This is a genomic window from Photobacterium sp. GJ3 (assembly GCF_018199995.1).
Classification (GTDB): Bacteria; Pseudomonadota; Gammaproteobacteria; order Enterobacterales; family Vibrionaceae; genus Photobacterium.
This window is the reverse complement of the sequence record NZ_CP073578.1, coordinates 2,727,364-2,749,979: the sequence shown is the minus strand read 5'-3', so window position 1 is coordinate 2,749,979 and position 22,616 is coordinate 2,727,364. Positions and strand designations below refer to the sequence as shown.

General features: G+C 54.3%; 11 protein-coding genes, 2 tRNA genes and 3 rRNA genes. 13 read left to right on the top strand and 3 right to left on the bottom strand.

Annotated features, from left to right (window positions below; translation table 11 throughout):
- Window positions 1–323: 323 nt before the first annotated feature.
- The 8 genes from KDD30_RS12635 (at window position 324) to KDD30_RS12600 (ending at window position 8,461) form a co-directional block, all read left to right on the top strand.
- A 16S ribosomal RNA gene (locus KDD30_RS12635) occupies window positions 324–1,889 on the top strand.
- Between the two features lie 67 nt (window positions 1,890–1,956).
- Window positions 1,957–2,032, top strand: a tRNA-Glu gene (locus KDD30_RS12630).
- Between the two features lie 273 nt (window positions 2,033–2,305).
- A 23S ribosomal RNA gene (locus KDD30_RS12625) occupies window positions 2,306–5,297 on the top strand.
- A gap of 242 nt (window positions 5,298–5,539) precedes the next feature.
- Window positions 5,540–5,655: ribosomal RNA gene (gene rrf, locus KDD30_RS12620) — 5S ribosomal RNA — on the top strand.
- Together the 16S, 23S and 5S rRNA genes with 2 tRNA genes alongside form the textbook arrangement of a ribosomal RNA operon.
- 287 nt (window positions 5,656–5,942) lie before the next feature.
- Window positions 5,943–6,019 (top strand) — tRNA-Asp (locus KDD30_RS12615).
- A 370-nt stretch (window positions 6,020–6,389) separates the two neighbouring features.
- Entirely contained in the window at window positions 6,390–6,707 is a 318-nt protein-coding gene (locus KDD30_RS12610) for a hypothetical protein (protein WP_211646180.1), read from the top strand.
- Window positions 6,708–6,844: 137 nt separating this feature from the next.
- Window positions 6,845–8,041: a multidrug effflux MFS transporter gene (locus KDD30_RS12605; RefSeq protein ID WP_211646179.1), complete on the top strand. Its 1,197-nt coding sequence runs from the start codon at window positions 6,845–6,847 to the stop codon at window positions 8,039–8,041.
- A gap of 93 nt (window positions 8,042–8,134) precedes the next feature.
- On the top strand, window positions 8,135–8,461 hold the full coding sequence (locus tag KDD30_RS12600; RefSeq protein ID WP_211646178.1) for a DUF2799 domain-containing protein: 327 nt from the start codon (window positions 8,135–8,137) through the stop codon (window positions 8,459–8,461).
- 67 nt (window positions 8,462–8,528) lie between these two features.
- On the opposite strand, the gene dapD is transcribed toward KDD30_RS12600, so the two are convergent.
- Both dapD and KDD30_RS12590 read right to left on the bottom strand, forming a co-directional pair.
- Window positions 8,529–9,560 (bottom strand): 2,3,4,5-tetrahydropyridine-2,6-dicarboxylate N-succinyltransferase, encoded by a 1,032-nt coding sequence (dapD, locus tag KDD30_RS12595; protein WP_211646177.1) that lies wholly within the window; start codon window positions 9,558–9,560, stop codon window positions 8,529–8,531.
- Between the two features lie 261 nt (window positions 9,561–9,821).
- Window positions 9,822–10,124, bottom strand: a complete 303-nt coding sequence (locus KDD30_RS12590) for a YebG family protein (protein ID WP_211646176.1) — start codon at window positions 10,122–10,124, stop codon at window positions 9,822–9,824.
- Window positions 10,125–10,220: 96 nt separating this feature from the next.
- On the opposite strand from KDD30_RS12590, the gene KDD30_RS12585 reads away from it, so the two are divergent.
- Window positions 10,221–10,904, top strand: a complete 684-nt coding sequence (locus KDD30_RS12585; protein ID WP_211646175.1) for a DNA-3-methyladenine glycosylase I — start codon at window positions 10,221–10,223, stop codon at window positions 10,902–10,904.
- Here KDD30_RS12585 and KDD30_RS12580 read toward each other — a convergent pair.
- Window positions 10,851–11,789: a LysR substrate-binding domain-containing protein gene (locus KDD30_RS12580; RefSeq protein WP_211646174.1), complete on the bottom strand. Its 939-nt coding sequence runs from the start codon at window positions 11,787–11,789 to the stop codon at window positions 10,851–10,853. The two genes, KDD30_RS12585 and KDD30_RS12580, sit on opposite strands and share 54 nt — an antisense overlap.
- A 132-nt stretch (window positions 11,790–11,921) precedes the next feature.
- Here KDD30_RS12580 and KDD30_RS12575 point away from each other — a divergent pair, with 132 nt between their 5' ends.
- The 4 genes from KDD30_RS12575 (at window position 11,922) to recD (ending at window position 22,571) form a co-directional block, all read left to right on the top strand.
- Window positions 11,922–12,899 carry a TDT family transporter gene (locus KDD30_RS12575; protein ID WP_211646173.1) on the top strand — a complete coding sequence of 326 codons (978 nt, stop codon included), beginning with the start codon at window positions 11,922–11,924 and terminating at the stop codon, window positions 12,897–12,899.
- A gap of 96 nt (window positions 12,900–12,995) precedes the next feature.
- A complete protein-coding gene (gene recC, locus KDD30_RS12570; RefSeq protein WP_211646172.1) occupies window positions 12,996–16,439 on the top strand; it encodes an exodeoxyribonuclease V subunit gamma in 3,444 nt (1,147 codons plus the stop codon).
- A gap of 337 nt (window positions 16,440–16,776) precedes the next feature.
- Window positions 16,777–20,421, top strand: coding sequence for an exodeoxyribonuclease V subunit beta (gene recB, locus KDD30_RS12565; RefSeq protein ID WP_249199139.1), 3,645 nt, complete (start codon window positions 16,777–16,779; stop codon window positions 20,419–20,421).
- A 41-nt stretch (window positions 20,422–20,462) separates the two neighbouring features.
- A complete protein-coding gene (recD, locus tag KDD30_RS12560; protein ID WP_211649920.1) occupies window positions 20,463–22,571 on the top strand; it encodes an exodeoxyribonuclease V subunit alpha in 2,109 nt (702 codons plus the stop codon).
- Window positions 22,572–22,616 lie beyond the last annotated feature (45 nt).

The window sequence follows — 22,616 nt, the reverse complement described above, 5'->3', positions numbered from 1 at the left end:
ATCGATTGGTTGTGTGTTTTGTGAGCGGTTGGAGATATTTGTCGTTTTTAGGCTTGCCAAGATTCGAGAACTCTCTATAATGCGCCTCCGTTGTCACGATAAACCGAACGGTTAGCGAGATAACAAAACGTTCTTTAACAATTTGACCATGCAATCTGTGTGGGCACTCGACAATGATACAGTCAAAAGATTTTATCAGTGAACTGAGTGACCAATTGGTAGCACTTTCTTGAAAGAGTTACCGGCACAGTCAATTCGTTTCAACTTCGGTTGAAACATCAGTAATCACTGAGCCGCTTCTCTTCGGAGAGGCAACAAAATTCTAATTGAAGAGTTTGATCATGGCTCAGATTGAACGCTGGCGGCAGGCCTAACACATGCAAGTCGAGCGGCAGCGACATCAACAATCTTTCGGGTGCGTTGATGGGCGGCGAGCGGCGGACGGGTGAGTAATGCCTGGGAACATGCCCTGATGTGGGGGATAACCATTGGAAACGATGGCTAATACCGCATAATCTCCTTTCTTTTACGAGATGGGAGCAAAGCGGGGGACCTTCGGGCCTCGCGCGTCAGGATTGGCCTAGGTGGGATTAGCTAGTAGGTGGGGTAACGGCTCACCTAGGCGACGATCCCTAGCTGGTCTGAGAGGATGATCAGCCACACTGGAACTGAGACACGGTCCAGACTCCTACGGGAGGCAGCAGTGGGGAATATTGCACAATGGGGGAAACCCTGATGCAGCCATGCCGCGTGTGTGAAGAAGGCCTTCGGGTTGTAAAGCACTTTCAGCAGTGAGGAAGAGGTGGTGTTTAATAGATGCCATCTTTGACGTTAGCTGCAGAAGAAGCACCGGCTAACTCCGTGCCAGCAGCCGCGGTAATACGGAGGGTGCGAGCGTTAATCGGAATTACTGGGCGTAAAGCGCATGCAGGCGGCGTGTTAAGCCAGATGTGAAAGCCCGGGGCTCAACCTCGGAATCGCATTTGGAACTGGCATGCTAGAGTCTTGTAGAGGGGGGTAGAATTTCAGGTGTAGCGGTGAAATGCGTAGAGATCTGAAGGAATACCGGTGGCGAAGGCGGCCCCCTGGACAAAGACTGACGCTCAGATGCGAAAGCGTGGGGAGCAAACAGGATTAGATACCCTGGTAGTCCACGCCGTAAACGATGTCTACTTGGAGGTTGGTGTCTTGAACACTGGCTTTCGGAGCTAACGCGTTAAGTAGACCGCCTGGGGAGTACGGTCGCAAGATTAAAACTCAAATGAATTGACGGGGGCCCGCACAAGCGGTGGAGCATGTGGTTTAATTCGATGCAACGCGAAGAACCTTACCTACTCTTGACATCCAGAGAACTTTCCAGAGATGGATTGGTGCCTTCGGGAACTCTGAGACAGGTGCTGCATGGCTGTCGTCAGCTCGTGTTGTGAAATGTTGGGTTAAGTCCCGCAACGAGCGCAACCCTTATCCTTGTTTGCCAGCACTTCGGGTGGGAACTCCAGGGAGACTGCCGGTGATAAACCGGAGGAAGGTGGGGACGACGTCAAGTCATCATGGCCCTTACGAGTAGGGCTACACACGTGCTACAATGGCGTATACAGAGGGCAGCCAACTAGCGATAGTGAGCGAATCCCACAAAGTACGTCGTAGTCCGGATTGGAGTCTGCAACTCGACTCCATGAAGTCGGAATCGCTAGTAATCGTGGATCAGAATGCCACGGTGAATACGTTCCCGGGCCTTGTACACACCGCCCGTCACACCATGGGAGTGGGCTGCACCAGAAGTAGATAGCTTAACCTTCGGGAGGGCGTTTACCACGGTGTGGTTCATGACTGGGGTGAAGTCGTAACAAGGTAGCCCTAGGGGAACCTGGGGCTGGATCACCTCCTTACCTAAAGACTGCGTTGTTGACGCAGTGTCCACACAGATTGCCTGGTTAAAATGTAAAGACGCATCGTGTCCCGTTCGTCTAGAGGCCTAGGACACCGCCCTTTCACGGCGGTAACAGGGGTTCGACTCCCCTACGGGACGCCACTTTCTAACTGCACTTACGAGTGTGATTAGAAAGTGGTTTTTTCTCTCTGGAGAAAAGATGCACATGCTCTTTAACAATCTGGAAAGCTGACTAGTAATTCAATCGATATGACGATTGAATCAAACTGTTTCGAAAGAAACAGAGTTCTCAAGCAATACACATTCAAGTGTCTTGTATTTTTTGTCTTCACTTTTCAAAAGTGAACACAAAGTGAGTCCGGCGAAACAAATCAAACCTTGGTTGTTTACGATACAGACCCTTTGGGGTTGTATGGTTAAGTGACTAAGCGTACACGGTGGATGCCTGGGCAGTCAGAGGCGATGAAGGACGTACTAACTTGCGATAAGCGGTGATGAGGCAGTAAGAGCCACTTGAGTCACCGATTTCCGAATGGGGAAACCCAGCTGCATAAGCAGTTATCATCAGGTGAATACATAGCCTGATGAGGCGAACCGGGGGAACTGAAACATCTAAGTACCCCGAGGAAGAGAAATCAACCGAGATTCCGGCAGTAGCGGCGAGCGAAACCGGATTAGCCCTTAAGCGTTTTTTGTGTCAGGTGAAGGCTCTGGAAAGTGCCGCGATACAGGGTGACAGCCCCGTAACCGACGATACCTTAAACGTGAAAACGAGTAGGACGGGACACGTGTTATCTTGTCTGAAGATGGGGGGACCATCCTCCAAGGCTAAATACTCCTGACTGACCGATAGTGAACCAGTACCGTGAGGGAAAGGCGAAAAGAACCCCTGTGAGGGGAGTGAAATAGAACCTGAAACCGTGTACGTACAAGCAGTAGGAGCCCCATCACTAAGCTATTGCAGTTTAGTGACAGCAAGAACTTCAGTTTGACAGTGGTTAACAACGCGCAGCGTTGGTCAACACACAAAATCAAGCAGAGGTGGCTTAGTGATGGGGTGACTGCGTACCTTTTGTATAATGGGTCAGCGACTTAATTTCAGTAGCAAGGTTAACCATCTAGGGGAGCCGTAGGGAAACCGAGTCTTAACTGGGCGTACAGTTGCTGGGATTAGACCCGAAACCAGGTGATCTAGCCATGGGCAGGTTGAAGGTGAGGTAACACTTACTGGAGGACCGAACCGACTAATGTTGAAAAATTAGCGGATGACTTGTGGCTAGGGGTGAAAGGCCAATCAAACCTGGAGATAGCTGGTTCTCCCCGAAAGCTATTTAGGTAGCGCCTCGGACGAATACTACTGGGGGTAGAGCACTGTTAAGGCTAGGGGGTCATCCCGACTTACCAACCCTTTGCAAACTCCGAATACCAGTAAGTACTATCCGGGAGACACACGGCGGGTGCTAACGTCCGTCGTGGAGAGGGAAACAACCCAGACCGCCAGCTAAGGTCCCAAAGTATCACTAAGTGGGAAACGATGTGGGAAGGCTCAGACAGCCAGGATGTTGGCTTAGAAGCAGCCATCATTTAAAGAAAGCGTAATAGCTCACTGGTCGAGTCGGCCTGCGCGGAAGATTTAACGGGGCTAAGTGATACACCGAAGCTGCGGCAATGCGATTTATCGTATTGGGTAGGGGAGCGTTCTGTAAGCGGCTGAAGGTGTGCTGTAAGGCATGCTGGACGTATCAGAAGTGCGAATGCTGACATGAGTAACGACAATGGGGGTGAAAAACCTCCACGCCGGAAGACCAAGGGTTCCTGTCCAACGTTAATCGGGGCAGGGTGAGTCGACCCCTAAGGCGAGGCCGAAAGGCGTAGTCGATGGGAAACGGGTTAATATTCCCGTACTGCTTACTATTGCGATGGGGGGACGGAGAAGGCTAGGTGGGCCGGGCGACGGTTGTCCCGGTTCAAGGGTGTAGGCTGATGGTTTAGGCAAATCCGGACTATCTTTAAGGCTGAGACCCGATGTCGAGCCACTACGGTGGTGAAGTCATTGATGCCATGCTTCCGGGAAAAGCCTCTAAGCTTCAGATAGTAAGGAATCGTACCCCAAACCGACACAGGTGGTCGGGTAGAGAATACCAAGGCGCTTGAGAGAACTCGGGTGAAGGAACTAGGCAAAATGGTACCGTAACTTCGGGAGAAGGTACGCTGCCGGCGGTGAAGAGACTCGCTCTTGGAGCTGCTGGCAGTCGCAGATACCAGGTGGCTGCAACTGTTTATTAAAAACACAGCACTGTGCAAAATCGAAAGATGACGTATACGGTGTGACGCCTGCCCGGTGCCGGAAGGTTAATTGATGGGGTTATCTTCGGAGAAGCTCTTGATCGAAGCCCCGGTAAACGGCGGCCGTAACTATAACGGTCCTAAGGTAGCGAAATTCCTTGTCGGGTAAGTTCCGACCTGCACGAATGGCGTAATGATGGCCACGCTGTCTCCACCCGAGACTCAGTGAAATTGAAATCGCAGTGAAGATGCTGCGTCCCCGCGGCTAGACGGAAAGACCCCGTGAACCTTTACTACAGCTTGGCACTGAACATTGACCCTACATGTGTAGGATAGGTGGGAGGCTTCGAAGCAGGTACGCCAGTATCTGTGGAGCCGTCCTTGAAATACCACCCTTGTCGTGTTGATGTTCTAACGTCGCCCCGTTATCCGGGGTGCGGACAGTGTCTGGTGGGTAGTTTGACTGGGGCGGTCTCCTCCCAAAGCGTAACGGAGGAGCACGAAGGTGGGCTAATCACGGTCGGACATCGTGAGGTTAGTGCAATGGCATAAGCCCGCTTAACTGCGAGAATGACGGTTCGAGCAGGTGCGAAAGCAGGTCATAGTGATCCGGTGGTTCTGAATGGAAGGGCCATCGCTCAACGGATAAAAGGTACTCCGGGGATAACAGGCTGATACCGCCCAAGAGTTCATATCGACGGCGGTGTTTGGCACCTCGATGTCGGCTCATCACATCCTGGGGCTGAAGTCGGTCCCAAGGGTATGGCTGTTCGCCATTTAAAGTGGTACGCGAGCTGGGTTTAGAACGTCGTGAGACAGTTCGGTCCCTATCTGCCGTGGGCGCTGGATGATTGAAGGGAGTTGCTCCTAGTACGAGAGGACCGGAGTGAACGAACCGCTGGTGTTCGGGTTGTGTCGCCAGACGCATTGCCCGGTAGCTAAGTTCGGAACAGATAACCGCTGAAAGCATCTAAGCGGGAAGCTGGCCCTGAGATGAGTCATCCCTGAGACTTTAAGTCTCCTGAAGGGCTGTTCGAGACTAGAACGTTGATAGGCAGGGTGTGTAAGCGTTGTGAGGCGCTCAGCTAACCTGTACTAATTGCCCGTGAGGCTTAACCATACAACACCCAAAGGGTTTGAAGTACGGACTCCATAAGCACTTGAATGATGTGCTGAGAACACTAGACAGTTTTCCAGAGATTGTCCCGAACTGCGTGCCCAGGGTAGCGCAGGAAGAATCAAGGCTGACAAAGCCGCCCACGCACTGAACGAAGGCGTGTACATGAGTACATAACTGAGTGAAGGAGGCAGGCAATGCCGTCAGGATTGATTCTCACCAGCGGGATAATCACACCGATTTTGCCTGGCGACCATAGCGCTGTGGACCCACCTGATCCCATGCCGAACTCAGACGTGAAACGCAGCAGCGCCGATGGTAGTGTGGGGTCTCCCCATGTGAGAGTAGGACATCGCCAGGCTCTGATTACCAATTTGTCTACTGTAGCTTGCCGCTTTTGAGTGCTGCGATGCTCATGTACTGAATGTACACTGCGCTTCTCGCATCAAAATCGTCATCGCACAGCGACAAATGACCAAAACAAAGCAGTGACGCGTAAGACTTTGTTGAAACGATATTTTCCTGGGAAACGCAGGAATTTTCGATGTGATCGAGGCATTCAAAAGATGAACGAAGGAGCATACATCAAGTATGTGACTGAGTGAAGAATGCAGAATAACGACGACCACATTGAAAAGAACCAGTTTCGGAGCGGTAGTTCAGTTGGTTAGAATACCGGCCTGTCACGCCGGGGGTCGCGGGTTCGAGTCCCGTCCGCTCCGCCACTTCTTAGAAGCCTCAGTCGAAAGACTGGGGCTTTTTTCATATCAGCATCCCCGAAAAGTACTGCGCACTTTGGCCGCGGGCCGGAATGCCGGACCATCGAGTCCCGGTCGTGTGCGACCTCAGCCGTCCGCCACTTCTCAGAAGCCTCAGACTGGGCGTCCCCGTCGAAAGACTGGGGCTTTTTTCGTTTGAACATCACACCCTTTCCTCCGGCGGGACGACTTCCGAATCCATTCCTTTTCGCTTTGAAAGCGCAGATGAACGAATATTTTCAGCTGGTTACAATTTGCTGATGTAGAAGCTTGCCTTCGATTCTGCGCTGTGAGAGGGTGAGCTACTCTTTTACCGGGATGATATCGATTGAAAGCTATGAGTTTTTTCTACGAGCGGAAAGAAGCCGCAGACACCGTGACGATCACACTGAAGCCGCACTCCCTCTATTTAATGCTGGGGATGCTGGCCGTTTGGTTGGGGAATGATCTGATCTTAAAATCAGCCCCGATGGCGCAGATCGTCATGCCTGTGTTTATTGTCTTTATGGTGGTTCGTTTCTTCTCCTTGGTGCGTGTCCAACGGGAAGTGATTGTTGCGATGAAGCAAGGCCGTGTAGAGACACAGGGCAGCAAGTTTTCTTTCCGGAACCCCTTCCGCTATATCATCCGCAAGCCTCAGGAAACCGAATCCTGAGGTTTGATGGAGGAATAGCCGACATGCACTGACGGCTATTCTTTCCTGACAGGACATAGCTCCTGTAGCCAATGGTGGCTTATTCCTGCATTGATAACAGGCATAATATCTGCATTGTTATCGAAGTAGAGGAATCTATGCCAGCATTCAATTGGAAACCCCTGTTATTTGCCTGCTTAATCGTCAGTATTGGTCAACTGAGTCTTGGTCTGGTGTTTCCCTTATTGCCCTGGATTGGGCATGACCTGGCAATTTCTTCCGATCAGACGCAATTGCTGGTCGCCATTTATCTACTTGGATTTGGTCCCTCTCAGCTTGTCTATGGCCCCTTGTCCGATGTCTTTGGCCGCCGGCCGGTCTTACTGGCCGGTGTTTTCATAGCACTCATCGGTGTTAGCGTTGTTCTTTTCCTGTCGGACTCTTTTTCCGGGTTATTGATCGGCCGTTTTATTCAGGGCTGTGGTGCGGGCAGTGTTTCCGTGCTGGCCAGAGCGACCATTCGTGACAGTTACCAAAAACAAAATCTGGCGAAGGCAATGACCTGGCTGGCGATTGTTGCCGCCTTCACGCCGATTATGGCCCCTGTGATCGGCGGGATGATCAATCACTATCTGGGCTGGCTGTCTGCATTTATCGGACTGGTAGTTTATATCGCTCTGATTTGGCTGCTGCTTATGTTCAGTTTTCGGGAAACCCTGAGCAAATCTGTTCAGGCGCCCTCGATGAAAAAGCTCGCCGGAAACTATCTGTCGTTATTTCGCGAACGTCATTTCATGACCTTTGCAGGGATTGGCTGGATCAATTTTGCCATGGTGATTCTGGCGATCTCTCTGATGCCTTATATCATGCAGGTTCAGATTGGGTTAAGTTCGGACCAGTATGCACTCTGGGCGATGATACCAGCATGTGGCCTGCTCTTTGGCGGCTTATTGTGCCAGCGGCTCAGGCCAAAGCTCGGGACGGCAAGAATGCTGCAATTGGCGCCATGCATGCAGCTGATCTCAGCGGCGTTATACGTACTGGCGCCGGTTGATCCGGTCTGGATGTCGGCCGCGCATTTTATGCTGGCGGTGACCAACGGCATTGCTTTTCCTTGTGCGCAGTCGATGTTACTGATCCCATACAGTGAAAAAGCAGGCACAGTTTCAGCGCTATCCGGTGCCTGCCAGATGGTTGTCGCGTCACTGGTCAGCCATTTCCTGCTGCAGTTTGGGATTCATCAGCCCTGGCATCTGGGAGGTGTTTTACTGGGGGCTTCTGTTTTGGGGATGGTGCTCGTTTATCAGGGGGTTCGGAGTGAATCGGGCCGGCAGGCCGCGCTGGAACTGAGTTAGGTACCAGGGCAATTCCCTTGAATGCGAAACTCTCTCAGGAATCAGAGAATCTTCCATACTTAAGACACAGATGACGTTGGCAGAGGAGGTCGTATGCGTCAGCTTTTCTGTGTGACGGCTGTCCTGATGATAGCCGCTTGTGTCAGTCAGTATGAAGCGCAGTTATCCCAGCAAGGAGAGTGGCAGGAACTTGGGGCCTATCATGGCGAATATGGCTATCAGGAGTGGGGTAAAAAGCGGCTGGACCGGCTGGGAGTGATGTCTGAATCTGACTATGAAAAATACCGGGCGGGTTATCTGCAGGGGCGATATGAATACTGCAGTGGCAAAAAAACAGTCACGACAGCGATTAACCCGGCTTATCCCGATGAATGCCGTCAGGATCCCAGTCAGCTAGGGCTGGCTGAGCGCGGGTTTTAGTGAAATGAGTGTGAAACAAAAAGGCTGCCAGAAGCAGCCTTTTGAATGACAGACGGTGAATCAGCAATTAGTTATTGCTGTGCAGCTCGCTGTTCAGTTCCACGGCTGTTTTGTTGGTCAGACACTCAATCGCACCACTCACTGAGTTACGACGGAACAGCAGGTCCGCTTTACCGGCCAGATCACGCGCTTTCACGGTTTCAACCACATGACCGTCTGCATCCAGCATGGTCACTTTGGTGCCTGCTGTCACATACAAACCGGATTCAATGGTACAACGGTCACCAAGCGGGAAGCCCAGACCGGCGTTAGCACCCAGCAGGCTGTTTTCGCCGATAGAAATCACAACTTTACCGCCGCCACTCAGGGTCCCCATGATGGAGGCGCCACCGCCGATATCAGAACCGTCCCCAACCACAACACCAGCCGAGATACGGCCTTCGACCATGCTCACACCTGTGGTACCTGCGTTGAAGTTGATGAAACCTTCGTGCATGACTGTGGTACCTTCACCCACATGAGCGCCCAGACGCACGCGCGATGTATCGGCGATACGGACACCCGCAGGAACAATGTAATCCACCATTTTCGGGAATTTATCGACACAGTCGACGCTCAGCACTTCACCATTCAGGCGGGCTTCCATCTGACGCTCCGCCAGCTCAGGCAGATCGATCGGGCCCTGATTGGTCCATGCGATATTGTGAAGCAGACCGAAAATGCCATCCAGAACCAGTCCGTGCGGCTGAACCAGACGGTGAGAGATCAGCTGAAGCTTCAGGAAACCTTCAGCCACAGAAGCAGGCGCTTCGTCGGTTGCCAGAATCACCAGAACCAGCGGCTGTGAAGATTGTGCTGCCTTTTCCGCAAAACGGGCACTGGCTTGCTCATCATGGGATGCAAAAGCGCGGGCCAGATCAGCAGCCTGGGATGCCGTGATCTCAATCGCCTGATTTCCGCCTTGGTATTCAACGAGGGTTGCAATCGCGTCAACCAGCGCTTGCGCCGGGTTCAGTAATGGCGTTGGGAAAAAAGATTCAATGATTTTGCCGTCGCGGTTTTTGGTCGCGGTACCCAGGGCTAAAGAAAATGTGGCCATGGTGAAATGGTCTCCATATCAAAAGGGAAAACGACTGCGGATCTTCAACAGTCTGTTTGATGATTCAAAAATTCTGATATCCCCATCATAAAGAGACTGAACCGGATATTGAAGGGGAAATCTGTCATTCACCGGAAATTGACTGAGAAATGGTGAAAATAGCGCTTTAGCCTTATAGAAAGTCAGTATTTTTGCATAAAAATATGGCGCAAAAAAACCTCCCGCAGGAGGTTTCTTCAGTGCATGTCAGCAGGGAATCTGTCAGGCAGCTTCGCTGTCCGCTTCATCCTGAACGGCTTCAGGCTTAGTCGGCTTTTTCTTGGCTGCCGGCTTGGCTTTTTTGGCGCCCAGCGCAACCAGTACTTTTTCACGTTCCTGAGCCAGGAAAAGTGCCAGTTCTTCCTGTTTGGCTTCGTCTTCAAGCAGCTTGCTTTCACTTAACACAGTAAACAGCTCGTCTGCCATATCCAACATTTTATCGTAGGCATCAGCTTCAGATTTAGAGGTAAAAGTCATCTTCTCTTCTCCGTTGCGCTCAACTACGTATTTGACGATAACTGCCATGGTCACCCTCTCCGAATATTGATTAACTGGTTTTTTATACAGTAGGATAGGTGCAGAGTCCAGTGCTGTTTCCGGTGAATAGGAGTTCTTGTGAGCATGAGAGAAAAATTTGATCAAATTTATGCCCGTGCTGCCGATCGCAAAGGCGGCGAAGTCGCTTTGGAAAGTTTGTTAAGTCACCCCTTATCCCCGACAGACCTGAGTGCTATTCCGGATGATCGCTGGCTGGCCGCTTTTACGCAGAAGGTGTTTCAGTCGGGCATGAGCTGGAAAGTGGTGCGTCAGAAATGGGCGGGTTTTGAATCCGTATTCTTTGGGTTTGATATTGAAAAACTGCTGCTGGTGCCGAACGAAATGTGGGAGCGAAAAGCGACGGACCCGGCCATAATCCGCCATCTTGGCAAGGTCATGACGATTCCCGAAAATACTTACATGATTCACCGTGCGGCCAGGGAATTCGGATCGTTTGCTGCCATGGTGGCGGACTGGCCATCGGAAGATATCATTGGTCTGTGGAAATATCTGAAAACCAAAGGAAAGCGCTTGGGCGGCAATACCGGACCCAATACATTGCGAGTGATGGGCAAAGATACTTTTATTCTCAGTCAGGATGTTGAAGCTTACCTGCGCAGCACTGGTATGATGGAGGGAGGCCGGGACACACAACGGTCGCTGGCGGCAGCACAGGCTGCGTTTAACGACTGGCAGCAGGAGTCCGGACGGCCTTTATGTCAGATCAGTCAGATCATTGCGTTCAGTGGCGGGGACAACCGGGTCTGAACCCGGCCGCCAGCGCAGACAGAAATCAATGAAGGCGGCCAGCAACGGGCTGCTGTATTTGTCTTTGTGATATGCAAGCCAGTATTGACGCGGTTTGGACAGGTGCAGGGGAAGCTCCGCCACGCGACAGTCCCTGACTGCGTGGGTCGTGGCGCGGCGGGACAGGCAAGTAATGCCCAGACCGGCAGCGACACTGTTGAGAATCGATTCGGTGGTATTGAGTTCGAAAGCCAGTTGCCAGGTTTTCAGTTCGGGAGCAAGATGATTCAGAAAGTAGTCCCGCGTACCAGAGCCGCTTTCCCGCAGCACCCAGTCTGTGCCGGACAGATCAGAAAAAGTCAGTACAGGCTGGTTCAGTAAGGGATGTTTGGGATGGCAGATGATCACCATCTCATCCTGAAGCCAGGGTTGACTGATCAGGCGTTTTTCAGAAATCCGCCCTTCGACCAGTCCGATATCCAGCTCAAAATCACATAACTTTTCGACGATTGCTGCCGTATTGCCGATTAGCAGTGACTGGTCGGTATGCGCGGTTCGTGTCCTGAAATCCCGTAGCAGGAAAGGGGTGAGCTGGTTGCCGACGGTATCGCTGGATCCGATGGCAAGGTGCCCGGTCAGCGGACCGCTGCGCTGAAACAGTTGCTCAATACTCTGCGTGCGATGCAGCAGTTCATCGGCGAGCGGCAACAGGCGCCGGCCTTCACTGTTAAGCGTGAGCCGATTGTGATGGCGATCAAACAACGGCTGGCCGAGTTGTTTTTCCAGTTCGGCAAGCGCCATGCTGACCGCTGGCTTGGTGAGGAAAAGCCGCTTCGCCGCAGCGGTGACCGTCTTTTCCTGTGCGACAGCGACAAACACTCTGAGCTGCTTCAGGGCAATATTCATCAGACCTCGATATGTGTTCAGTAAAATTTAACCTGAGTTTCAATTTATTCAATTATTCTAAATCATCCTGCTTCAGTACACTGGCTTTATCAACAGAAAAATTAATAGTGCTCTGACATGAGGAGTGAAGCCATGGGTCAGGTTTGGAAAGAAAAGATTGCAGCAGTACCGACGCCGATGGCTGGTCTGGCACTGGCGATCGCCAGTCTGGGCTGGTGCTGGGAAAACGCGTTGCCCTTTCACGGGTTCGCACAACTTGGTGGTGCCATGATTGCGGCGGCCCTCTTGCTGGGACTGGCCGTGAAGTTTGTGCTGCATCCGAACCTGTTATGGCAGGATCTCAAGCACCCGGTCGTCGGAAGTGTCGTGCCGACCTTCTCGATGGCCCTGATGGTGATTTCTCATGCGATGGGGCCGTTCCTGCCGTTGACCGGTCAGATCATCTGGCTGGGGGCTGTGGTCATGCATCTGATTTTTCTGGTTTGTTTTATTTATCATCGCTTGTCCGGGTTTTCGCTTCATCACATGGTGCCAAGCTGGTTCGTGCCGCCTGTCGGGATCATTGTGGCGGATGTGGCCTTTCCGGGTGGAATCATGTCGCCGCTGGCACATGGGCTGCTGGTGTTCGGGCTGAGTGCTTATGCCCTGATGCTGCCCGTGATGATCTATCGTCTGATTTTCTGTCACGAGGTGCCGGATGCGGCAAAACCAACCATCGCGATTCTGGCCGCGCCTGCGAGTCTGTCGCTGGCGGGGTATCTGACGGTGACTGCACAACCGTCAGTCCTCATGGTTGCTTTGCTGGCAAGTATCGGTCTGCTGATGACAATGGTTATCTATCTGGCTTTGGTCCGCTTGCTGCGGCTGCCATTCACGCCCGCCTATGCCGCTTTTACGTTTCCGATGGTGATCGGGGCAACAGCCTTGTATAAAACCGCGCAATGGATGAGCACTCAGTCGGTATTATCGGACTATGCAGGGCAGATCGAAACACTCGCGCTGGCTGAGCTCTTTATCGCCACTGTGGTGGTCGGATATGTGATTGTGCGGTATCTGACGTTTTATTGTTCAGCGCTGACCGGGCTTTGGCGTCCGCATGTAACGGGCTGAACCTAAAGGGCGGCGGCCGTCACAGGCGCCGCTGTTTACACCCTGCCATCCTTGATAGACAATCGTGTCATTCTTGTCTGAAAGCGAGCCTGATGCGTGTTTACTGTCTACCATTCCAATCAACTGGACCTGCTGAAATCGCTGCTTGTTGAGCTGGTTCGTCGTGATCCTCTGTCGAACCCTTTCATACCGGAACAGATACTGGTCCAGAGTCCGGGCATGTCGCAATGGCTGAAACTGGAGCTGGCACAGTCACTGGGCGTGGCTGCCAATATTGCATTCCCGCTGCCAGCTACCTTTATCTGGGATATGTTCACCAAAGTCTTGCCGGATGTGCCTGCACGAAGCGCCTTCAACAAAGAAGCCATGACCTGGGCCCTGATGAGCGTGTTGCCCGGCCAGTTGGACAAACCTGAATTCCTGCCCTTAAAACGCTATCTGGAATCGGATGATGATCAGCAGCGCCGCTATCAGCTGTCGGCCAAAATTGCCGATATTTTTGATCAGTATCTGGTGTACCGTCCGGAGTGGATTCAGGCCTGGGAGTCCGGGGAGGTGGATCCGGAACTGACGGCAGAACATCCCTGGCAGCCGATCCTCTGGCAGGCGCTGTATGACCATATTCTGGGACAGGGACAATCGCCGTATCACCGGGCAAACCTTTATGAACAATTCATAGAGACGCTGGCAGGCTACGCTCGCTCAGGCACTTCCTTGCCGGATTCACTGCCCAAACGCTTATTCGTCTTCGGAATCTCTGCCTTACCGCCCCGGTATATGGATGCCTTGGCGGCGCTTGGCAAACACATTGACGTACATCTGATGTTTACCAACCCCTGCCGCCATTACTGGGGCGATGTGCGAGATCGCAAGTATCTTGCGCGTCTGGCGGCACGGCAGCGACAGCAGGTGATCTGGCAGCAGGAACACAGTGAGGTTGCCGGTGAAGTGGGGATGCTGAAAGGTACGCTGGAAGATAATGTCACCGACGAGACCCTGCAGGACGCCGCCGTGGGGAATACCTTGCTGGCGTCTCTGGGCAAGCTTGGCCGGGATAACCTTTTTCTGCTTTCTGAATTGGAAGCGTTTGAAGTCGACGCCTTTGTTGATGTGACGCCGGACAGCCTGCTGCACGCCATTCAGTCCGATATTCTCAATCTGGATGACCGGGTGAAGGATCAGCTGCTGGCGGACAGTCAGCACAAGATGGCTCTGAGTCCGGCGGATCGTTCGCTTTCGGTGCAGGTTTGCCATTCACCCATGCGGGAGGTGGAAGTTTTGCATGACAACCTGCTGGCGATGTTGGATGCCAATCCGGCGTTGTCCCCCCGGGACATGGTGGTCATGGTGCCGGACATCAATGCGTACAGCCCTTATATCCAGGCCGTGTTCGGCAATGCCCCGCCGGATCGTTACCTGCCTTTCTCGATCTCGGATCGCAGTGCGGATCAGGAAAACCCGGTTCTGCTGGCGTTCCTGCGTCTGCTGGATCTACCCAACAGCCGTTGTCATGCTTCTGAGCTGACAGAAATGCTGGAAGTCCCGGCCATCATGCGTCGGTTTGGACTGGATAGTACCCGCTTTGTTCAGGTCAAACGCTGGATTGAGGAAGCGGGGATTCGCTGGGGGCTGGACAGCAATACCGCGCCCGAGTTTGCGTTGCCGTCACAACAGCAGAATACCTGGCTGTTTGGCTTGCAGCGGATGCTGCTGGGCTATGCCATGCCACAGCAGGCCGGACTGTATCAGGGCATGCTGGCGTACGATGAAGTTCAGGGGATGGCGGCTGAGCTGGCCGGGCAACTCAGCGTGTTTGTGGACCAGTTGATCCGTTACCGCCGGGTGTTGAATCAGTCTCATGCTGCCCGCGACTGGTTTGCCGTTCTGAATCAGTTGCTGGACGACTTTTTCGAGGTTGATACCGAAGGGGAACTGGTGCTGCGTCTGATCCGGGAAAAGTTGCAACAGCTGGAGCTACAGCTGGGGGATGCCGGATACGGCGAGCCGCTGACGCCTGCCATCATGCGCGACTATCTGAACGAAAAACTCAGTGGCGAACGGGTCAGTCAGCGTTTCCTCGCGGGCCAGATTAACTTCTGTACGCTGATGCCCATGCGTTCGATTCCTTTTCAGGTGGTGTGTCTGCTGGGCATGAATGACGGCGTGTATCCGCGCACCATCGCCCCGGAAGGGTTTGATCTCATGGTGGGCCGCCAGCGCGCCGGAGACCGATCTCGCCGGGATGACGACAGATATCTGTTTCTGGAGGCGATTCTGTCTGCACAGCAGCAGCTTTACATCAGTTATGTCGGTCGCTCGATTCAGGACAACAGTGAAAAAATGCCATCCGTGCTGCTCAGTGAGTTACTGGATTATTGCCAGCAGGGATTCTGTGTGGCCGGTGATGAAGCGTTATCGCCGGATGAATCCGGGCAACGGCTGGTGCAATGGCTGACTCGCCATCACTCGCTGACACCATTCAGTCCGCAGGCGTTTTTGGGGGCGCAGGCCAGCTATGCTTCGGAATGGTTGCCAGCCGCCCGGCGCGAACCGATCCGGCAGGAAACCTTCCTGACTGAGCCGCTGGCAGCTTTTTCCCTTGAGGCTTCTGAAGGATCCACCAACCAACTGTCTGTGATGGAGCTGGCTGAGTTGCAGCGTTTCTGGCGTTTACCGGTGCAGTACTTTTTCAATCGACGGCTGAAAGTCTATTTTGAAGCATCAGAAGGGGCGATGACCGATGAAGAGCCGTTCGCGCTGGACGGACTGCAACGGTATCAGCTGCGCGAAAATTTACTGACGACTTTGTTGTCGCAGCACCGCCAGCCGGATGCTCTGGCCCGTTTTCAGGCCTGGCAGCATGCTGCGGGCGCGCTCCCGATTGCGGCTTTCGGAGAGCTGACGCTGGAAGAGGAAAAACAACAGATCCTGCCGCTGGCAGAACAGGTATTGGCGCTGCTGTCCAATCCGCTTGAGGATGCGGAAATTGATCTCCCGCTGACCCTTGCCTCCGGACCGGTGCAGTTGCAGGGATGGCTGCGCCACCTGACACAGGACGGCCTGATTCATTTCAGACCGGGGAAAATCCGGGCACAGGATCTGCTGCAAGCCTGGATTGAACATCTGGCTCTGGCGGCACAGCGCAGTGAAGCCCCGACGCATCTGCTGGGCATCGACACCCACTATCGGATCAGGCCGGTTTCTCCGGCGGAAGCCCGGGAGCATTTGTCGGTTCTGACGGATGGTTATCTGGCCGGACAGTCTTATCCCTTCCCGTACTTTCCAAGAACAGCACTGGCGGGGCTGGAGGCCCTTCAGGACAAGCAGGGCAACTGGCTGACCGATGAAGACAGTCAGGCAAAAGCGTTCACCAAGATGGCAGCAGCATTTCAGGACAGTTATCTGTTCAGTGGTGAAGGCAGTAACGCCTATATCGCCCGGGTCTGGCCGGTGTGGTCTGAAGGTCTGGCGGAGGAAGCGATGCACTGGGCACAGCGTGTTTTGCTGCCAGTGTTACAGCGACTGGAAAAAGTGGACTAGCTGAAGCTGAAAGGGTCAGAGAGCGAGGTGGCCGCCGGCAAAATCATTATGAGGTGTAGGGTGTTCACCGGTCGGCCACAAGGTCCAGAGGTAGACCAAATTTCTTGGCAGCGATACTACAGAAAGCGCTTGGCCGAAAATGTGAAACACCTCCCATAGTGATAGATGAGTCAGAAGTAAATGTGGCGATCCGAAGACGAACCGGTTCGTGATCACAAAATCATCGGTATGAAATACATGAATTCCAACATTTATGCTGGTCAGGTCGACATGGTATGGCTTTACAACGAGTCCATTTGACGAGCGTAGCGGGCAAGTTCAGAGACAGGTTGACGAAATGACAGCGACCCCAATGACAGAAAATCCGGTAATCGTACCTCAGCCGCTGGAGCCGATGCATTTTCCGCTGCACGGGACACGCTTAATTGAAGCCTCTGCGGGCACAGGAAAAACATTTACCATCGCCAGTCTGTATCTGCGTTTACTGCTGGGGCATGGCCAGCATGACGCCGCTTTTCCGCATCCGCTCACCGTGGATCAGATTCTGGTGGTGACGTTTACTGAAGCGGCCACCGCGGAGTTGCGGGATCGGATCCGCCGCCGGATCCACGAGGCTCGTCTGGCATTCAGCCGGGGGGCGAGTGATGATCCCGTTCTGAATCACTTACTGGCTGATCTGCCGGATCATGCCCGATCAGCGGCGATTTTATTACAGGCCGAACGTCAGATGGATGAAGCGGCGATTTTCACCATTCACGGCTTTTGTCAGCGGATGCTGACTCAGAATGCATTTGAGTCCGGCAGTCTGTTCACCAACGAATTCATCACGGAAGAAAGCCAGTTGCGGGCACAGGTCGCGGCAGACTACTGGCGGCGAAATTTTTATCCGTTAACCCGTGAACTGGCCAATGAAATCCGCCGCTGCTGGCCAGCGCCTGATGCGCTGCTGAAAGAAATTAATCCCTTTTTATCTGGCGCTCCAGTCACATTAAAGGCGCCCCCTTTGTCGGGCGATCTGGCACAGCTGCATCAGCAGAACCTGCAACGGATTGAAGCCGTGAAGCAAGGCTGGCAGACCCATGCTGCAGATTTTCTTGATCTGATCCAGAACTCAGGGGTGAACAAGCGCAGTTATACCAAAATCAGCCTGCCGAAAGCGCTGGATGAGGTTGGGCAGTGGGCGGTACAGCCGACGATGGACTACAGCCTGCCGAAAGCGCTGGAAAAGTTTGATCAGACGGTACTGGCTGAGAAAACGCCCAAAGGCGTGCTGCCTGAGCATCCGGTTTTTACTGCGATTCACGATCTGCTGGCATCACCGCCCAGTGTGCGGGAACCCGTGCTGGCCCATGCGATCCAGGCTTGCCGGGAATTGCTGACCGAGGCGAAAAAACGCAAGGGCTGGTTGTCGTTTGATGATCTGCTGACTCAGCTTGCCGCAGCGCTGCAAACCGATGCTGAATCCGGTCAGGGAGCACTGGCAGCCCGGATTCGACATTTGTATCCGGTCGCCATGATTGATGAGTTTCAGGATACGGATCCCTTGCAGTATCAGATTTTCAGCACGGTCTATATGCCACCGGCTGAGCCTGAGGCTCCGGCGGCATCCTGTTCCGGGCTCTTCATGATCGGGGATCCCAAACAGGCGATTTATGCTTTCCGGGGGGCGGATATTTTCACTTATATCCGCGCCCGGCGGCAGGTCAGCGCGCATTACACACTGGGAACCAACTGGCGCTCGACCGCAGGCATGGTTGCGGCAGCCAACCGGGTGTTTGAGCGGCCCGACAGCCCCTTTGTGTACGACAGCGACATTGCATTTTTGCCGGTTCAGCCCAGTCCTAAAGCCGCCGGGCGTCACTGGCTGCTGCATGGTGAGCGGCAACCCGCGCTCTGTTTCTGGCATCAGTCAGCGGATGCACCCGTCAGCAAAGGCGATTATCTGTCTGTGATGGCAGAGGCAACCGCAGCGCAGATCCAGACAATTCTGACGCAGGCTGCGCAAGGCGATGCAATGCTGGTGAACGGCGAAACGGCTCATCCGGTCGCTGCCGGAGATATTGCCGTACTGGTCCGGACCAGCGCAGAAGCAGCGCGGGTGCGTGAGGCACTGGCCGCGCAAGGCATCCCGAGTGTTTATTTGTCGAATCGTGACAGTGTGTTTGCCAGCCAGGAAGCGACAGATCTGTTTCGTCTGCTGATCGCCGTGCAGCACCCGGAGCAGGAAAGCACATTGCGTGCTGCGGTAGCGACGCCTTTGTTTGCGCTCAGTGCCCGGCAATTGGACCGGCTGAACAATGAAGAAGATGAGTGGGAACGCTGGATTGCAGAATTCCGGGATTACCGGACCTTGTGGCTGCGGCGAGGGGTGCTGCCGATGCTGCGTCATGTGCTGACCCGGCGTCAGATTGCCGAGCGGCTGCTGGGAGAAAACGGCGGTGAGCGCAGGCTGACCGATGTGCTGCACCTCGGCGAACTGCTGCAACAGGCCAGCCAGACCCTGGACAGTGATCAGGCCCTGATCCGCTGGCTGGCAGAACACATTGAAACGCCCAATGGCAACAGTGATGAACAGCAGCTTCGGTTGGAATCCGACAGCAATCTGGTGCAAATCGTCACCATCCATAAATCCAAAGGGTTGGAATACGATCTGGTGTTCCTGCCTTTTGTCTGCAGTTACCGCAGTACCGAAACGGCCCTGTTTCATGATGCGGAATCACAGCAGGCCGTGCTGGATGTCAGCGGTGCGGAAGCTAGTCTGGCACTGGCGGAACAGGAGCGGCTGGCAGAAGATTTACGTTTGATTTATGTGGCACTGACCCGTGCGGTTTATGGTTGTTATGTCGGCATGGCACCGCTGCGCAATGGTCGCAGCACCAAAGAGCCGACCGGCCTGCATCTGTCTGCCATTGGTCACCTGGTTCAGAACGGGCAGCAGGGCGGTCTGGCAGAACTGGCCGCTGCACTCAATCAACTGGCGGAAAGTGAGGATATCTGTGTCGCTGAACCCCCGGCACGGCCAGAGCATCTCTGGGAGCCGGTGGCGGACGAACAGCCCGACCCGGTGGCATCTGTTTTTGAACATCCGGTCGAACATCGCTGGTGGATCACCAGCTATTCATCTCTGGTGAAACAGGGGCATACGGCGCTGGATGCCACCAGTGAACTGCCGGGGTTTGATACGGATTCAGCGCAGGACAGTCAGCGGGAGGATGAAGGCGAGCAAGAGTACAGCGAACCGGCGCGCAGCATTTTTACTTTCCCGAAAGGGGCGCGTCCCGGCACTTTCCTGCACACCCTGTTTGAGCAGATTGAATTTACCGAAGCCCCGGACAGCGAGGCCACTCAAGCGGTGATTCTCGAACTGCTGCGACAGGAAAACTACGACGCCGACTGGTTGCCGGTCTTACAGGAACTGCTGGCTCAGGTGCTGAACTGTGCGCTGGATGGCGAACACCTTCGCTTGTCTGCGCTGACACCGGCACAGCGTCTGGTTGAAATGGAATTCATGCTGCCGATTCAATTGCTCTCGTCTGCATTACTGAATAAAACACTGGCCCGGCACGACACTCTGTCGGCCAAAGCCGGGGAGCTGGGCTTTGCAACGGTCAGTGGCATGCTGAAAGGCTTTATCGATCTGGTGTTTGAGCATCAGGGAAAATACTACGTGCTGGACTGGAAATCGAACTGGCTGGGCGACAGCCACGATGACTACCGCGGTGAAGCACTGAATACGGCGATGCGTGAGCACAGATACGATCTTCAGTATCAGTTGTATGCACTCGCGCTGCACCGCTTCCTGAAAAGCCGTCAGGCAAATTATGATTATGAACAGCATTTTGGCGGCGTATATTACCTGTTTCTGCGCGGGGTGCGCAGTGAAGATAACAGCGGTATTTTTCACGCCCGCCCGAGTCTGGCGCTGCTGACGGAACTGGAAATGCTGATCGACGGAAAAATGAAGACGGGAGAAACCGCCTGATGACCCTGCTGATGACAAATCCGCTCACTGAATCTGCCGGCATGCTGAGCGCACTTGATGGGCTGGTGCAACGGGGAGTGCTTCGCGCGCTGGACGTTCAGTTTGCCAAGTTTATCTGTGACTCTGTGGACGGACAGGAAACACAGGACACGATGCCCTTGCTGGCACTGGCTGCCGTTTGGGTCAGCCAGGAGCTGGGACGCGGCCATGTCTGTTTGCCCCTGTCGGCGCAGAAAGGCCCCTTGCTCGGGCTGTCTCAGGCGAATGCTGCACCATTGCTGTCTCTGTTGCCGGAAGTCTGGCATCAGCCTGAACTCTGGCCCGAGGCGCTGAACCGTTCGGTAGCGGTGTCTGATGGTTCGGAGCCGACGCCGTTGGTGCTCAGGGAAGACCGGCTTTATCTGCATCGGTACTGGCAGGATGAACAGACGGTTGCGATGCGTTTGCTGGCGTCTGCCGGGCAGGGGGGGGCCGCTGCGGAAGCGGTGCAGCAGATCGGGATCCTCAACGAACTTTTCTGCCGCAATGATGTGGCTTTGTTTCAGGCCTTGGCAGCGCTGAGAAAAACGGCGGCCGATACACCGTCGCAGCGGCGAACACTGGTGTGTGATCAGCTGGATATCGTTGCCCCGGATGCGCTCGACTGGCCTGCGATTGACCAGGTGCTGAGCAGCGCCCAGCGATTTTCTGATCTGGCGCCGCTGGCGGGCCTGATCCCGGATGCGGTTTGTCTGAACTGGCAGAAAGTCGCGGCTGCCACTGCACTGAGCCGTCAGTTTGCGGTGATTTCCGGCGGACCCGGAACCGGTAAAACCACCACAGTTGCCAAACTGCTGGCTGCACTGGTGGTGCAGCATCAGCCTGACGCTGAGCATATCGATCCAGCGCTGGTGCCGCATATCGTTCTGGTTGCGCCGACCGGAAAAGCAGCCGCCCGGCTGACAGAATCCATTGGTAAAGCGGTCCAGTCGCTGCCGGTGTCTCCCGCGGTTCAGGCCGAGATCCCGACACAGGCCAGTACCTTACACCGCCTGCTGGGCGCGATTCCGGGTCGCGCGGCTTTTCGTCATCATGCCGGGAACCCGCTGCACGCAGATGTGCTGGTGGTGGATGAAGCCTCCATGGTGGATCTGCCGATGATGGCCCGATTGCTGGAAGCGCTGCCTCCGCAGACCAAGCTGATCCTGCTGGGCGATAAAGATCAGCTGGCCTCGGTGGAAGCTGGCGCGGTGCTGGGAGATATCTGTGCGTTTGCCCGGCAGGGTTACAGCCTGGCACAGGCCCGGCAACTGAGCGAGATGACAGGGTACGCACTCTCAGCCGGACAGGCGACTGCGCCCAGCCCGGTGGCTGACTGTTTGTGTGTACTGCAAAAGAGTTACCGTTTTCATGCGCTCTCCGGGATCGGACAACTGGCGAAGGCAATCAACAGCGGGCAACCCGACCGCTTGGCTGCAGTCTGGCAACAGGGCTTTACCGATATCCATCAGTATCCGCTGAGTGCGGAACATTATCAGCGCCTGATCAAACAGATGTCGGTGTTCTATCGCGCGTATCTGGAAGCGATTGAAAAGGGGCAGCCGCCAGCGGAGGTCCTGCAGGCGTTCGCAAATGTGCGGCTGCTATGTGCCTTACGGGAAGGGGACTTTGGCGTGAAAGGGCTGAATCAGCGTATTGAGCGTCAGTTGGTCAGAGATGGCCTGATCGCGCCGGGAGAAGAAACCTGGTACGTCGGACGTCCGGTGATGATCACCCGAAACGATCATGGTCTCGGCCTGTATAACGGGGATATCGGGATTGCGATGCCGGACCCGGCCGGAGGGAAGGATGTGCGGGGACGACCAGCGTTACGGGTCTATTTCGATATGCCAGATGGCAGTATCCGGAGTTTTCTGCCCAGCCGTTTGCCCGAGCATGAATTGGTGTACGCGATGACGATTCACAAATCTCAGGGTTCTGAGTTCGCGGAAACCTTGATGATTCTGCCGCCGGATTTCAGTCCGATTCTCACCCGGGAGCTGATCTATACCGGTGTGACGCGGGCGAAATCCCGGCTCTATCTCTATGCACAGCCCGATATTATCCAGCGTGGTATTCAGCGCTGCATTCAGCGGGCCAGTGGTCTGGAAGCCGGGTTAAGTCAGGCGTAAACAAACGCCAGCCGAAGCGGGCTGGCGTTGCGCTGTTGCAGGGAG